Origin of the sequence: Saccharothrix coeruleofusca, assembly GCF_017876325.1 — a bacterium.
GTDB lineage: Bacteria > Actinomycetota > Actinomycetes > Mycobacteriales > Pseudonocardiaceae > Actinosynnema > Actinosynnema coeruleofuscum.
This window is the reverse complement of the sequence record NZ_JAGINV010000001.1, coordinates 2,527,298-2,541,065: the sequence shown is the minus strand read 5'-3', so window position 1 is coordinate 2,541,065 and position 13,768 is coordinate 2,527,298. Positions and strand designations below refer to the sequence as shown.

The 13,768-nt window shown below is 73.8% G+C and carries 13 protein-coding genes; 4 read left to right on the top strand and 9 right to left on the bottom strand.

Annotated elements, in window-relative coordinates; genetic code table 11:
* Nucleotides 1–117 precede the first annotated feature (117 nt).
* Both JOF41_RS11640 and JOF41_RS11635 read left to right on the top strand, forming a co-directional pair.
* A complete protein-coding gene (locus JOF41_RS11640) occupies nt 118–900 on the top strand; it encodes a GNAT family N-acetyltransferase (RefSeq protein WP_209618525.1) in 783 nt (260 codons plus the stop codon).
* Between the two features lie 105 nt (nt 901–1,005).
* Entirely contained in the window at nt 1,006–3,234 is a 2,229-nt protein-coding gene (locus JOF41_RS11635) for an ATP-binding protein (RefSeq protein WP_209618522.1), read from the top strand.
* Here JOF41_RS11635 and JOF41_RS11630 read toward each other — a convergent pair.
* From JOF41_RS11630 to JOF41_RS11605, 6 genes are all read right to left on the bottom strand, one after another.
* The gene (locus tag JOF41_RS11630; protein WP_209618519.1) at nt 3,132–3,659 is read right to left on the bottom strand and encodes a cupin domain-containing protein; all 528 of its coding nucleotides are present in this window, start codon (nt 3,657–3,659) and stop codon (nt 3,132–3,134) included. The genes JOF41_RS11635 and JOF41_RS11630 overlap by 103 nt on opposite strands.
* Nucleotides 3,656–4,090 (bottom strand): DUF2243 domain-containing protein, encoded by a 435-nt coding sequence (locus tag JOF41_RS11625; RefSeq protein ID WP_209618517.1) that lies wholly within the window; start codon nt 4,088–4,090, stop codon nt 3,656–3,658. Before JOF41_RS11625 ends, JOF41_RS11630 begins: the two co-directional genes overlap by 4 nt.
* A 2-nt stretch (nt 4,091–4,092) precedes the next feature.
* Complete coding sequence (locus JOF41_RS11620; RefSeq protein WP_229795653.1) at nt 4,093–4,521, bottom strand: DUF1360 domain-containing protein; 429 nt, start codon at nt 4,519–4,521, stop codon at nt 4,093–4,095.
* A gap of 127 nt (nt 4,522–4,648) precedes the next feature.
* Complete coding sequence (locus JOF41_RS11615; RefSeq protein WP_189223756.1) at nt 4,649–5,449, bottom strand: MBL fold metallo-hydrolase; 801 nt, start codon at nt 5,447–5,449, stop codon at nt 4,649–4,651.
* Nucleotides 5,446–6,912, bottom strand: a complete 1,467-nt coding sequence (locus JOF41_RS11610) for an aminotransferase class I/II-fold pyridoxal phosphate-dependent enzyme (RefSeq protein ID WP_189223757.1) — start codon at nt 6,910–6,912, stop codon at nt 5,446–5,448. The genes JOF41_RS11615 and JOF41_RS11610 overlap by 4 nt, the downstream gene beginning before the upstream one ends.
* Before the next feature lie 67 nt (nt 6,913–6,979).
* Nucleotides 6,980–7,777 (bottom strand): hypothetical protein, encoded by a 798-nt coding sequence (locus tag JOF41_RS11605; protein WP_209618514.1) that lies wholly within the window; start codon nt 7,775–7,777, stop codon nt 6,980–6,982.
* A 106-nt stretch (nt 7,778–7,883) separates the two neighbouring features.
* On the opposite strand from JOF41_RS11605, the gene JOF41_RS11600 reads away from it, so the two are divergent.
* Entirely contained in the window at nt 7,884–9,119 is a 1,236-nt protein-coding gene (locus tag JOF41_RS11600) for an MFS transporter (protein WP_209618511.1), read from the top strand.
* 84 nt (nt 9,120–9,203) lie between these two features.
* On the opposite strand, the gene JOF41_RS11595 is transcribed toward JOF41_RS11600, so the two are convergent.
* Together JOF41_RS11595 and JOF41_RS11590 are read right to left on the bottom strand one after the other, a co-directional pair.
* Nucleotides 9,204–10,415, bottom strand: coding sequence for a helix-turn-helix domain-containing protein (locus tag JOF41_RS11595; protein ID WP_209618508.1), 1,212 nt, complete (start codon nt 10,413–10,415; stop codon nt 9,204–9,206).
* 187 nt (nt 10,416–10,602) lie between these two features.
* The gene (locus JOF41_RS11590; RefSeq protein ID WP_189223761.1) at nt 10,603–10,752 is read right to left on the bottom strand and encodes a hypothetical protein; all 150 of its coding nucleotides are present in this window, start codon (nt 10,750–10,752) and stop codon (nt 10,603–10,605) included.
* Nucleotides 10,753–10,951: 199 nt separating this feature from the next.
* Between JOF41_RS11590 and JOF41_RS11585 the strand changes: the two genes are divergently transcribed.
* Nucleotides 10,952–11,917, top strand: a complete 966-nt coding sequence (locus tag JOF41_RS11585) for an aldo/keto reductase (protein WP_209618505.1) — start codon at nt 10,952–10,954, stop codon at nt 11,915–11,917.
* A 591-nt stretch (nt 11,918–12,508) separates the two neighbouring features.
* On the opposite strand, the gene JOF41_RS11580 is transcribed toward JOF41_RS11585, so the two are convergent.
* On the bottom strand, nt 12,509–13,720 hold the full coding sequence (locus JOF41_RS11580) for a cytochrome P450 (protein WP_307867379.1): 1,212 nt from the start codon (nt 13,718–13,720) through the stop codon (nt 12,509–12,511).
* Nucleotides 13,721–13,768 lie beyond the last annotated feature (48 nt).

Sequence of the window (13,768 nt, the reverse complement as noted above, 5' to 3'; positions counted from 1 at the left end):
GCACCGAGGTGGACTTCCGCCGCCCCCCCGGATACCAGTCGTCGCGCGGCGTCCGGGGCGGCGGCACCGACGGCGACCTCGCCGTTCACGGCACCAGCGGTAGCATGATCACCTGTGATGATCGAGGAGGCGATGGACCTCAACCTCGCCGAGCACGCCGCTCACCTGCACCGGGGTTCGCCGATCGCCGCCGTCACCGCTACCGGTGACCTGCTGGTCGCCGACAGCGGGCTGGACGACGACACGTTCAACATCATCGCCGCCGCCCGCTTCACGCCGGAGAACGCGATCCAGCGCATCGAGCAGGTGGTCCGGGACGTCCGGGCCACCGGCAGGCCCTTCTCCTGGTGGGTCGGCCCCGCCGCCACACCCGCGAACCTCGGCGACCTGCTCGCCTCGGCGGGGCTGCCCGCGTCGGACTCCGAGACCGGGATGTGGCGCGACCTGGCCGACCTGCCCGCGATCCCACCGGCGGGCCGCCTCGACATCCGCCCGGTGACCACGCCGGAGGACCTGGCCGACTTCGCCGCCGTGCTCGCCGCCAACTGGGATCCGCCCGCCGCCACCGTGCGCCGCTTCTACGGCGACGCCGCCTCCCGAGCCCTCGCCTCCCCCGCGCGCTACTTGGTCGGCCGCGTGGACGGCCGCCCGGTGTGCACGGCCGAGGCGTTCCTCCACGCAGGCGTCGCGGGCATCTACAACATCTCCACCCTGGTCACCGACCGTCGGCGCGGCTACGGCGGTGCGATCACCCTGGCCGTGCTGCACGCCGCCCGCGCCGCGGGCGCCACCACCGCCGTCCTCCAGGCCTCGGCCGACGGGGAACCCGTCTACCGCCGCCTCGGCTTCACCGCCCGCGGCCGGTTCACCGAGCACGCCCTCCCCCTCGCCACCGACTGACCGCTGTTCAAGGGCGAAGAGGACGACTGCGTCCGCGTGGTCTTCCAGCCCTGACCCGCGTTCGGCGCTTCATACCGGCCGGGCGACTGGTTAGGGTCCTTGGTCGTGGACGACGCCTTACCCGGCAACGGCGTGATCGGCGGGGTCTCCGGTGCGGTGGTCCAGGCGCACTCGATCACCGGAGGCGTGCAGGTGCACCAGGCCCTGCCCCCGGTGGTGGTCCCGCGCCAGTTGCCGCTGGTGAAAACCGGCTTCGTGGGTCGCGCGACGTACTTGGCCGCGCTGGACCGCATGGTCGCGGATGGCCGTGCCGTCGGCGTCACGGTGATCGACGGCATGGCCGGGGTCGGCAAGTCGTCGCTGGCGGTGCGCTGGGCGCACGGCAAGGCCGAGCACTTCCCCGACGGACTCCTGTACGCAGACCTGCGCGGGTTCGGCGCGGCGGACGCCCCGGTCCACCCCGGTGAGGCGATCCGGGGGTTCCTGGACGCGCTGGGGATGCCCGGCATCGCCTGGCCCGTGGAGTTCGACAGGCAGGTGGCCCTGTACCGGAGCCTGATGGCAGGGCGGCGGGTGCTGATCGTGCTGGACAACGCGCGCGACAGCGAGCAGGTGGAACCCCTGCTGCCGGGCAGCCCGACGTGCCGGGTCGTGATCACCAGCCGTTACCGGCTGGACAACCTGGTCGCCAGGTACGGGGTCCGCACGGTGACGCTGACCCTGCTCCCCGAGGAGGAGTCGCACGAGCTGCTGGCGGTGGCGCTGGGCCGCGAGCGCGTCGCCGCGGAACCGGGGGCGGTGCGGGAGCTCGTCCGCCAGTGTGGCCACCTGCCGCTCGCGCTGTCCCTGGTGGCCGCCCGCCTGGACGGCGAACCGCACCTGCCGCTGGGCGCGCTCACCGCGGAGCTGCGCGACCAGCGCGACCGCCTCGACGCCCTGGCCAGCGGCGAGCCGGGGTTCGCGGTGAAAGCGGTGTTCTCGTGGTCCTACGACGCGCTCAGCGCGCCCGCCGCGTCGTTGTTCCGCCTGATGAGCCTGCACCCCGGCCCGGACCTGCCCCTGGCCGCGCTGGCGTCGCTGGCGGGCACCGGCGTCGACCGCGTGCGCGGCCTGGTGCGGGAGCTGGCGCGCGCGCACCTGGTGGAACCGGACAAGCCCGACCGGTACCGGGTGCACGACCTGCTGCGCATCTACGCCCGCGAGCGGTGCGACGCCGGGGATACCGCGGCGGTCCGCGAGGCCGCCGCCCACCGGCTGCTCGACCACTACGCGCACACCGCCGCGGTCGCGGACAGCCACATGGGTTCGCCGTGGGAACCGCTCGCCATCACGCCACCGCCTGCGGGTGTGACCGTCCACGACATCGGCACCCAGGAGCAGGCGCTGGCCTGGTTCGCCGACGAGCACGCCGCGCTGCTCGCCGTGGTCGCGCAGAGCGCCGCCGCGGGCGCCGACCGGCACACCTTCCGCCTGACCCGCGCCATGGCCACCTACCTCGACCGGCGCGGGCACTGGCGCGACTTCGCCGACACCGCGCACCGGGCGCTCGACGCGGCCCGGCGATGGGGGGATCCCGCCGCCCTCGCGATGGCGCACCGCCTCCTGGCGCGGGCGTCGATCCGGCTGAAGCGGTTCGCTCCGGCGGGCGAGCACCTGGCGCGGGCCCTGGATCTGTTCGAGCAGCTCGACGACGACTACGGACGCACCCACACCCGTTACGCGCTGGGCTACCTCGGGGTCCTCGTCCGCGACCGCGCGCAGGCGCTCGACCACACCCGCGCGGCGCTGGAGCTGGCGGAGCGGGGCGGCTACCGCAACTGGCAGGCCAAGTCGTTGAACAACATCGGCTGGTGCCACCTGGAGTTCGACGAGCACCGGGAGGCGCTGCCGCACTGCCTGGCGGCGCTGCGCCTGTTCGAGGCACTGGGCACCGATCCGGACGGCCACGCCCACGTCCTGGAGTGCCTGGGCCGCGCCCGCTCGGGGGTGGGCGAGCCGGAGCGGGCGCTGGAGCACTACCGGCAGGCGTTGGCGCTGTGCAAGCGGCGGGGCAACCACTTCACCCAGGCCAGCACGCTCCGCTTCATGGCCGCCGCCCACCAGGCACTGGGGCGGACCGACGCGGCCCGCGCCACCCTGCACAGCGCGCTGACCATGCTTCGACTCCTGGGTTCCCCGGAGGTCGCGGCGGTGCGGGAGCAGTTGTCCGCGCTCCCCGCCGCGGCGGTCCGTCAGCCGTCGCTGGGCGTGCCCTGTCCCCCGTGCGGGATCAACTGCTCCTCCGACGGCGTGGGGGTCCGGTGCAGCAGGCCGTCGTGCTGCCTGCCGTACTGACCGGTGTGCGACAGCGGCGGCGAGTAGGCGTGGATGGTCACCGTCGGCCCGGCGCCGGGCTCGCGGCGCATCCGGTGGATGTAGGTGTTGTCGAACTGGAAGCTCTCCCCCTCGGGCACGGCCTGGCCGGTCGGCTTCTCGCCCAGCCGCAACTGCTCGTGCCGGATCGCGCCGCGGGCCACGTGCACCGCGCCGCAGGAGCGGTCGTGGTCGTGGTAGCCGGTGTCGTGGTCGTCCTCCATCCACGAGATCGCCCACACCCCGATGTGCTCGTTGGTGAACACGTCGGTGTAGGTGCGCTCCTCGCGGCTGTACTCCAGGCACTCCTCCCACAACGAGGGCTGCTCGGCCACGGCCTTGGCGATGGCAGCCAGCTCCTGGGGCTGCAGGGTCCCCGTCGGCGGGTCGAAGGGCAGGTCGGTCATCGGCGAACACCTCCGGTGGTGGAACGGGCGAGCAGGGCGCCCGCGAGCAGCAGGACCACGCCCAGCACCAGGAACCCGATGTCGTAGGCCAGTTGCGACGGTCCGTGGCGAACGTGGTGGATGCCGAGGACGAGGTGGTCGACCACGCCCTCGACGAGGTTGAACACGCCCCAGCCCGCCAGCACCCCACCCCACAGGACTCGGGCGGGCAGCGGCGTGGAGCGGTTGAGCAGCGCGGTCCCGGCGAGCACCAGGACCAGGCACAGCAGGTGGAACCACCCGTCCCCGCGCATGTTCAGGTGCAGGTTCTCCGGGGTGTCGGGCGGGTACCAGCCGGACAGCATGTGGTGCCAGCCCAGCAGCTGGTGGGCCACGATGCCGTCGATGAACCCCCCGATGCCCAGCCCGAGGACCAGCGCGCCGCGGTTCACCGCTACTCCGCCACGTGCTTCTTGGCGGCGGCGTAGGCCAGGTGCAGGTAGTCCGAGCCCGCCACGGCGGTCAGCGCGGTGATCACCAGGCGGGTGGCCCTCGGGGCCAGCACCAGGCCGGCGGTCAGGCCGCCCGCCATCCAGACGCCGGTGCAGAACGGGCAGGTCACCAGCTCCCCCACCGCGTGCTGGACGCCGTTGTCGGCGCGCACCGACTCGTTGAGCTCCGCCTCGCCCGCGGGCTCCTCGTAGCGGGTGAACGGGGCGCGCAGCGCGCTGGCGATCGAGCTCTTGGTCAGCAACCTGCTGGCCTTGTGGGTGGCCACCGCCAGCAGGGCGGTGTCCGCCAGCGAGAAGCGCTCGGGCAGCCGGGCGCCGCGGCGCCTGCCCACCGCCGCGGCCAGCCCGACCAACCCGGCGTAGGTCCCCATGGAGGCGAGGTAGCCCGCCAGTGGGCGGTCGTCCTCCCCGGAATAAGCGGCGCGAACTCGGTAGAAACTGCTGACGAGCGACATGGGCGAGGAGTTACCCCTTCGTCGTGCCCCAAACGCCCGCGGGTCAGGCGGGCTCGGGCAGGGTGTAGGTCTGGCCTCGGCCGACGTACTGGACGGCCGCGGCGGGCCTGCGGCGTTCGACCTCGGCGGTGAAGTCCGACAGCGGGGACTTCATCAGGCCGTAGTCGTCGTAGTGGATCGGCACGACGTGCCGCGGGCGCACCAGCTCCACCAGCTCCACGCCCTGCTTGCCGTCCATGGTCAGCAGGACGCCCAGCACCTTGGTGCCGCCCAGGTGCACCAGGGCGACGTCGATGGTCGGGTAGCGCTCGCGGATCTGGCGCAGGTCCTCGTGCACCAGCGTGTCGCCGCTCTGGTAGATCCGCAGCGGCGTGGCCTCGGGCGAGGCCCGGTACTCCAGCAGCGAGCCCATGACCGGCGGCAGCACCTTGAGCAGCAGCGGGTGCCGCGCGTGCCTGCCGGGCAGCGCGGTCACCGTCAGCGTGGCCGCGCCCTTGGTGAGGGTGAACCGCTCCCACGTCGCCAGCCCCACCGGCTCCCGGAAGCCGCGCCTGCCCAGCCGCCGGGCGGCGTGCCCGGTGGTGGCGATGGGCAGGTGGCGGTCCAGCTCCCGGCTGGCGACCCGGTCGAAGTGGTCGCCGTGCAGGTGGGAGAGCACCACGGCGTCCAGCGGGGGCAGTTCGTCCACGCCGATGGCCGGGTCGCGCAGCCTGCGCGAGACCAGGCCCTGGCCGAAGTAGCTCCACTGGCCGCGGCGGATGAAGTTGGGGTCGGTGAGCAGGGTGAACGGTCCCAGCCGCAACACCGTGGTGGCGTTGCCGACGAACAGCAGCGAGTTGGTCACCCCTTCGCCACCACCCGCACGCTGTTCAGCCCGGAGTCGGCCGGGTCGGGGATCTCCATGCCCGCCGCCAGGCCGCTGCGCACGTACTCCAGCACCTCGCGGGTGATCACCTCGCCGGGCAGCACGGCGGGCGCGCCGGGCGGGTAGGGGGTGATCATCTCGGCGGAGATCCGGCCGACCGCCCGGTCCGCGTCGACCTGCTCGACCTCGGCGAAGAAGGCGTCCCTGGGCAGCATGGCGGTCTCCAGCTGCAGCTCCCGAGGTGAGGGCAGGTCCACCGGCTTGGGGGTGGGCATCGTCTCGGCGGCCCGCGTCAGCGCCCGCAGCGAGTCGACCAAGACCGTCGCGGTGCGCTCGTCGTCGGCGTGGGTGAAGTGCGCGACGACGCGCCGGTGGTCGGACAGGCCCAGGGTGACGCGCTGGTGCTCGCGCAGCCAGTCCGCCGCCTGGTAGCCGCTGATGCCCAGTCCGGACACGTCGACCACGATCTTGAGCGGGTCCATGGACGCGGCCAGGTCCGGGCCGACGAACTCGCGCTCGCCCATGACCTCCAGCCCCGGCAGGGCGTGCACCGCCGCGCGGGTGGACTCCGCCAGTGCCAGCGCCGCGCCGAGCAGCCGCTCGCCGTGCTGGACCATCTGCCTGCGCCAGCCGTCCAGGGTGGCGTAGACCAGGGAGGTCGCGCTGGTGGTGCCGAGCAGGTCCTCGCGGGCCTTGAGCACGTTCGGGTCGATGCGATCGCCCTGCAGGTGGAACACCGAGCTCTGCTCCACCGCCGCGCCGGACTTGTGCACGCTGGTCACGCACAGGTCGGCGCCGGTGTTCATGGCCCACGGCGGCAGGCCGGGGTGGAAGGGCAGGTGCGCGCCCCACGCCTCGTCCACGATCAGCGGCTTGCCGAACTCGTGGCACACGTCGGCCACGGCCTGGATGTCACCGCACGTGCCGTAGTCGGTGGGGGTGACCAGCAGCATCCCCTTGGCGTCGGGCTCGGCCTCGAAGGCCCGGCGCACCTCGTCCGCGTCCGGCGGGTGGGTCAGGTGCCGCTGCTCGTCCCAGTGCGGTGACACCCAGACCGGCGAGACGCCGCTGAGGATCAACCCGGAGATGACCGATTTGTGCGCGTGCCGCACGACCAGCAGCTTCTCGTGCGGCCCGGCGACCGAGAGCATGGCGCTCTTGACCGACAGGGAGCTGCCGCAGGTGGAGAAGAACGCGTGCTCGGCGTTGACCGCGTCGGCCATCAGCTCCTGCGCCTGCTCGATGACGCCGCCCCTCATCAGGCGGTCGTCCAGGCCGTTGAGGGAGATGACGTCCGAGGCGAACACCGCCTCGCCCACGACCTCCAGCACCCGCGGGTCCACTCCCCGGCCCTGCCGGTGCCCCGGCGGGTTGAACGGCACGTAGCCGTGCTCGCGGAAGGACTGCAACGCTTCCAGAACAGGTGCCCGGTTGTGGTCCATGCCCTCGGAGTAGCCCGATCGGCCGGTGTTGAACCCGCCACCTGTCGGCGGGACCCACCTCCCCCGGTCAGCCCAGGGAGCACTCCGCGAAGCTCTCCAGCTCGCCGGGTCGCTGGTCGGAGACCCGGCCGATGGCGATCTCGATGCGGTCCAGCGCGGCGGCCCGCTTGCTCTCCAGCGGCCCGAGGATGGCGTTGTCGACGAAGTTCGGCCCGCCCTGGCCGCGCGTGCTGACCAGCCGCTCGTTGGCCTCCTCCACCTGCCGGTCCAGGTTGGCCAGCTCGCGCTCGACCTCGGCGCGCGCGGCCTGCGGCACCGCCGGGAGCGCGCCCGTCGGGTCCGGGCACGCGATCCGGGCGGCCACGTCGTCCTGCTCCTGCTCGGGCGCGGCGGTCGTGCTGGTCGTCTCCCTGGCGGTGGTGGTCGTGGTCGGCGCGGGCTGCTCCCCCTCGCCCAGCAGGGCGCAGGTCGCGAACTGCTCCAGCCCTTCGGGTCTGTCCGCTTCCCTGCCGATCGCGATGGCGATGCGCTCCAGCGTCGCGGCGCGCTTGTCGCGCAGCGGCCCGAGGATCGCGTTCTGCGCGAAGTTCGGGCCGCCCTGGCCCGCCGTGGAGACCAGGCGCTCGTTGGCCTCCGCGACCTGCTGGTCCAATGCGGACAGCTCGCGCTCGACCTGGATGCGCGCGCCCGCCGGGATGGCGGGCAGCTCGTCGACCGGGTTCGGGCACACCACGCCTGCCGCCACCGGCTCGGCGCCGGTGGCCAGCGCCGCCACCGCCATCGCCGAGGTCAGCGCCGCGGCGCCGACCAGGCCGACCACCAGCAAGCGGTTGCCGCGTCGGGGCATCTCATGCGCACGTGTCATGCGGAGGGGTACGAGCCGCTCGTGACGCGGGTTCAGGCCAGGCGGCCAAGACAGGGGTCCGGAAAACCCCTGTCCCACCGGGTGATCGTCGTTAGGGTCGTCTGTCGTGCGTTCCACTCGATTAGGTCCGGATTTCACCCGCCTGTGGTTGGCCAAGGCGGTGTCCAACGTGGGCGACGGGATGGCGTTGGCCGCCGGGCCGCTGCTGCTGGCCTCGCTGACCGACGACCCGCTGCTGGTCGGTGGCGCGGTGTTCGTCCAGCAGCTGCCGTGGTTGCTGTTCTCGTTGGTCAGCGGTGTGTTCGTGGACCGGCTGGACCGGCGCAAGCTGGTCGTGGTGGTCGACCTCGCCCGCGCCGCGGTGGTCGCCGCGCTCGCGCTGGCCGTGGCCACCGGTCACGCCTCGGTGGCCGTGGTCTACGCCTGCCTGTTCCTGCTGGGCACCGGGGAGACGTTGGCGGACAACGCTTCCGGCGCGATGCTGCCCTCGCTGGTCGGCCCGGCGGAGCTGCCGCGCGCCAACGCCCGCCTGATGGCGGTGAACCTGCTGGGCAACCAGCTGTCCGGTCCCCCGCTGGGCGGTGCGCTGTTCGTGCTCGCCGCCGCGCTGCCGTTCGGCCTCGACGCGGCGAGCTTCGCGCTGTCCGCGCTGCTGGTCGCCGCGGTGCGGGGCGTGCCCGCCCGCGCGCCCGCCCCGCGCCGGTCGGTGCGGTCCGAGATCGGTGACGCCCTGCGCTGGCTGTGGCGGCACCGGGTGCTGCGGGTGATCGCGCTGTGCCTGTGCCTGATGAACGTGGCACTGACCGGCGTGCTGGCCGTCCTGGTGCTGTACGCGCGGGAGCGGCTGGGGCTCGGTGAGGCCGGGTACGGGCTGCTGCTCAGCGCTTCCGCGGTGGGTGGCGTGGTGGGCACGCTCATCGCGGCCAGGGTCATCGCCCGCTTCGGCCCCTCGGTGGTGCTGCGGGCGGGTCTGGTGGTGGAGACCAGCACCCACCTGTCGCTGGCACTGGCGCGCTCACCGTGGGTCGCGGGCGCGACCATGGGCCTGTTCGGCGTGCACGCGGTGGTGTGGAACGTGGTCACCCACTCGGTGCGGCAGCGCGAGGTCCCCGACGAGCTGCGCGGACGCGTGGGCAGCGCCTACTTCCTGCTGGTCATCGGTGGTTCGGCGATCGGGGCGCTGCTCGGCGGGGCGCTGGCGGCGTGGTTCGGCATCACCGCGCCCACCTGGGTCGCCTTCACGGTGATGGTCGTGCTGACGGCCACCGCGTGGCGCCACTTCGCCGCGGCCGACCAGCCCACCTCAGACCAGCCCGCCACCGGCCAGCCCACCTCCGCCTGACCACCTCCGCCTGACCGGTGCCGCCTGACCGGTGCCGCGCGGTCGCGCCGGTCCGGCGGGCGCGCTCGGTCGCGATGCCGGAGATCACCCGGTCGGTGCGACGCCCATCCTCCAGGCCAGGCCGCGCAGCTCCCGCCCAGCCGCGTCACGCCGGGCACGCCGCAGCAGGTCGGCGACAGCCTCGCGCACGAACACGTCGTTGCGAACGCGTTGCGGGGCGATGGACTCGGCGGTCACCAGCGCTCGGATGCCCTGGTCCACGGTGGCGCGCTCGGTGAGCAGCGCCCGCCCCAGGTCGGTCCAGTAGACCGCGCGCCGGGCCTTGGCGGGCAGTTCATCGGGGTCGACCAGGCGGGCCAGCTCGGCGACCTTCGCGCCTTGTCCCAGCTCGGTCGCCAACGACACCCGCCACACACCCAGGTTGGGGCGGCCGAAGTGGAGGAACGCGAAGTTCTCGCGCTGCTCCGGCAGGCGCTCCACCAGGGCGGCGGCCTCGTCCAGATGCGTGCGGACGGTATCGGCGTCGCGCATCGAGGCGGCGGCCAAGGCCGCGTTCAAGTGCAGCATTCCGCGCGCCTGGAGCGCGTTGGCCCCGTCGGAGCCGATCAGCCGGTCCGCACCGCGCACGGAGGCGGCGAGCTGGTGGGCACGGCTCTGCGCCCCGGCGACGTTGCCGCGCAACCACACCGCGAACGCCAGCCACTCCGGGGAATCCAGCTCCTCCGCGCACTGCTGCGCCAAGCGCGCGGCGACCAGGGGCAGGCCGCGCACCCCCAGGTTCTTCGTCAGCACGGCCGCGGCGTGGTAGGCGTGCAGCAGGCCCACCAGCACCGCGCGGCGGTGGGCGGGGTGGTGGACGTAGGCGGTGTGGAGGTCGAGCAGCAGACCCGGTACCACACGCCCCTGCGCCGCGTAGTCGGCTTCCGGGCGCAGCACCGCGTTGAGGTGGATCACCCGGTCGCGCAGCTGCGGCCACGGTGCGGGTTCCCCACCGGGGTCCACGCCCAGGTCGACCGTCGACAGGACGGTTTCGACCTCGCGGATCGCGGCGTGGGCCTCGGCATCGGCGGCGTCGGTCGGTGCGAACGGGGAGCCGCTCAGCTCGGTGGGTGCGACTTGGAGTGCGTCGGCCAGCGCCTCCAGCGTCGACCGCTTGGTCACCGGGCGCAGACCGCGCTCGATCATGGACAGGTAAGCCGGGGTGATCCCGGCCAGCTCGGCGGCGGCGGTCAGGGAGAGCCGCCGCCAGGAACGCACTTCGCGGAGCCGGCGGCCGATGTGGCTGTCGTCGGTCATGCGCACCCACCTCCCAGTGCCGCTTGCGAGAGTAGCCAGGTCGGATCGGGCGCATCGTCCGGGTGACAGGGTGCCCAGCGCGCCGCGGGAGGGCTGGCCCGCTCGTGGGACGACCTGGTCACCTGGCGTCGCACGTTCGCCCCGGATCGCGCCGCGCCACCCGCCCGACCGGGCAAGACCGGGCCGCTCACCGGGCCGGGTGGCGTGGCAGCGGGTCCGGGCCGCAGCGCACCGGGGCCGCTCGGCGGCGGCGCAGCACCTCGCGATAGGCGTGGTGGGCGCACCACATGACGGCGAACAGAGCCACGGCACCCAGGAACGCGAGGATGACGACCATGTCGGGCGACGCTAGGAGCGTCCGGCCGATGGGGCTTAACTGCTTGTTAACGGCCCCGCCGGTTCACCCGGTCGGTGCGACGGCCATCCTCCGGGCCACGGCGCGCGGCTCCCGCGTGAAGCACTCCCGCGTTGCGCCGAAGATCGTCCCGGGTCACCGTGGTGGCGACGGATCGTGATCGAGACACCTGGGGGCAGGCGTGATCCCACTGTCGCGGTTGGGGCTGGGCGGCGGGCCGCTGGGCAACCTGTACGCGGAGGTCTCCGAGGAGGACGCGCTCGGCGCGGTCGAGGCGGCGTGGGCGGCGGGCGTGCGCTACTTCGACACCTCGCCGCACTACGGCCTCGGCCTGTCCGAGCGCAGGCTCGGCGCGGCGCTGACCGGGCGTCCGAGGTCGGAGTTCGTGCTGTCGACCAAGGTCGGGCGGGTGCTGGAACCCGCGTCCGGCACCGGGGTGGACACCGGGTTCGCCGTGCCGTCGACCCACCGCCGGGTGTGGGACTTCAGCGCCGACGGCGTGCGCCGCTCGCTGGAGTCGTCGCTGGAGCGGTTGGGCGTGGACCGGGTCGACGTGCTGTACCTGCACGACGTGGACTTGGTCGAGGACCCCGTGGAACGGGAGCGGGCCTTCGCCGAGGGGTGGCCCGCGCTGGTGGAGCTGCGGGCGCGGGGCGTGGTGCGGGCGGTCGGGGTGGGCGTGAACGACTGGCGGGTGGCCGAGCGGTTCGTCCGGGAGGCCGATCCCGACGTGGTGATGCTCGCCGGGCGCTACACGCTGCTGGAGCAGGGCGCGCTGGCGTCGTTCCTGCCCGCGTGCGCCGAGCGCGGGGTGGCCGTGGTCGCGGCCGGGGTGTTCAACTCCGGCGTGCTGGCGCGGCAGGTGGTGCCCGACGACGCGAAGTACCACTACGCGGACGCGCCGCCCGACGTGCTCGCCCGCGCCCGCGCCATCGCCGAGGTGTGCCGTCGGCACGGGGCGACGCTGCCGCAGGCCGCCATCCGGTTCCCGCTCGGGCATCCCGCCGTGGTCGGCGTCGTCGTGGGCGCCCGGTCCGCGGAGGAAGTGGCGCAGAACGCGGCGGCCCTCGCCGCGCACCTGCCCGCCGCGCTGTGGGCCGACCTGCGCGACGCCGGACTGCTCGACGCCGCCGCGCCGGTGCCGTGACCGCTTCCGGGCGCGGCCCGCGGAACCCCGTACCGCGTCGACCCGTCGCGGCGGCGGCCCGGTTGCGTTCCGTCGGTCCCGGCGGTCGCGTGGAGTGGTTGTGCCAACCGGAGCCTGGACCCAACTGACCCGCGTTGTGCGGCCTGCGCTTCCTCCCTACGTTTCGGAAGCCCGAACCCGCGGCGAGGAGCGCGTCCCATGCGGCGAAGATGGCGGGCGATCGTGGCGGGCGCGCCGGCTTTGGTCATCACCGGCGCCACCCAGGCGGTCGGTGCCGCGAACGCCGACGACGAGTGCACGGGCATGACGTGGACGGTCAGGGACAACCACTGGGGCGGCGATCCGGTGCTGGTCGGCGCGGACGTCTCCACGGACGCTTATCGGCGCGGGCTACCGGATGGGCGAGCACCACGACGGCAACGGCGGCTGGGGCTGGTGGGCGGCGGGGGACGTCGGCCGGTTCTGGGTAGCCATCGACGACCAACCGGCCACCCCCTGGAACTGACCGGTCACGGGTCGAACCTCGCGCGGTCGGCGGGGTTCGACCCACACCGGGCCCGTCGGCGCGGTGGTGGTGCGGTGGTGGTGCGCTCAGCCCTCGACCGGCCAGCGCACCGGCAGCGACACCACCCCGCGGATCACGCCGAAGGTCCTGGTCGGGGTGAACCCCGGCGGCACGGTGAAACCGGGGATCGCGTCCAGCAGCTCGTCGAAGACCACCCGCAGCTGCGTCCTGGCCAGGTGCATCCCCAGGCAGCGGTGCGCCCCGGCACCCCAGCCCAGGTGCGGCACACGCCCCCGGTCCAGGCGGAACCGGTCGCCGTCGGGGAAGCGGGTGGTGTCGCGGTTGGCGCTGCCCCACAGCAGCAGCAGCCGCTCGCCCGCGGTGAGCCGGACACCGCCGACCTCGGTGTCCTCCCGCGTGGTCCGGCCGGTGGCGGCGACGGCGGACTCGTGCCGCACGCTCTCCTCCACCAGCGCGGGGATCAGCGACCGGTCGGCGGTCACCCGCTGCCGCAGCCGCGCGTCGGTGGCCAGGGTCAGCGCGGTGTTGGCGATGGTGTCGGTGGTGGTCAGGTGGCCCGCGGCGACCATCAGGAACGCGTGCTTGAGCAGTTCCGCGTCGCTGGCGCGGCGGCCGTCGACCTCGGTGTTGACCACGGCGGTCAGCACGTCCCGCGCGGGTGCGCCGCGCCGCGCGGCGATCTGCTCGGCCAGGAAGGCGGCGAACCGCTCCCCCGCCCGCCGCGCCTGTTCTGCTGAGGTCGCGCCGAAGGTCGCCCGCGCCAGGTCGCCGAACTCCTCGCGGCGGTCCCGCTCGACGCCCAGCAACGCGGCGGTGACCAGCAGCGGCACCCGGTTGGCGAACTCCGCCACCAGGTCGGCGGAGCCGCGCGGGCGCAACGGCGCCAGCACGCCGCGGGTCACCTCGCGGATGTAGGGCTCGTGAGCGGCGGCGGCCTGCGGGGTGAAGAACGGCTGCATCGCCCGCCGCCACACCGTGTGCTGCGGCCGGTCGGTCTCGAACAGCGGCGCGTTCACCCGTTCGACGCCGGGCAGCACCATGGTGGCCCCGAGCCCCTCGACGGCCGAGCTGAACCGGTCGTCGTCCTTGGCCACCTCGTCGATCTCGGCCCAGCCGGTGAGCACGTGGAAACCGCCGTGCCGCTCGCTGCGCGCCACCGGGCGCTGCTCGCGCAGCGCGGCGGTCAACTGGTGGATCCGCCCGGCCACCGCCGGGTCGAAGTGGTCGAACTCGCGGACCTCTTCGACGACGTCCTCGATCACACAGCCCCCGAACACCGTTCACCTTCAGTGACGAACGAGGACTCTAATGCGTCAACCCATCAT

Bases quoted from the DNA above. Each gene is read 5' to 3' on its own strand.
- JOF41_RS11640 (WP_209618525.1), top strand. From the start codon at position 118: ATGATCGAGGAGGCGATGGACCTCAACCTCGCCGAGCACGCCGCTCAC.
- JOF41_RS11630 (WP_209618519.1), bottom strand. From the start codon at position 3,659: ATGACCGACCTGCCCTTCGACCCGCCGACGGGGACCCTGCAGCCCCAG.
- JOF41_RS11620 (WP_229795653.1), bottom strand. From the start codon at position 4,521: ATGGGGACCTACGCCGGGTTGGTCGGGCTGGCCGCGGCGGTGGGCAGG.
- JOF41_RS11610 (WP_189223757.1), bottom strand. From the start codon at position 6,912: ATGGACCACAACCGGGCACCTGTTCTGGAAGCGTTGCAGTCCTTCCGC.
- JOF41_RS11605 (WP_209618514.1), bottom strand. From the start codon at position 7,777: ATGACACGTGCGCATGAGATGCCCCGACGCGGCAACCGCTTGCTGGTG.
- JOF41_RS11595 (WP_209618508.1), bottom strand. From the start codon at position 10,415: ATGACCGACGACAGCCACATCGGCCGCCGGCTCCGCGAAGTGCGTTCC.
- JOF41_RS11590 (WP_189223761.1), bottom strand. From the start codon at position 10,752: ATGGTCGTCATCCTCGCGTTCCTGGGTGCCGTGGCTCTGTTCGCCGTC.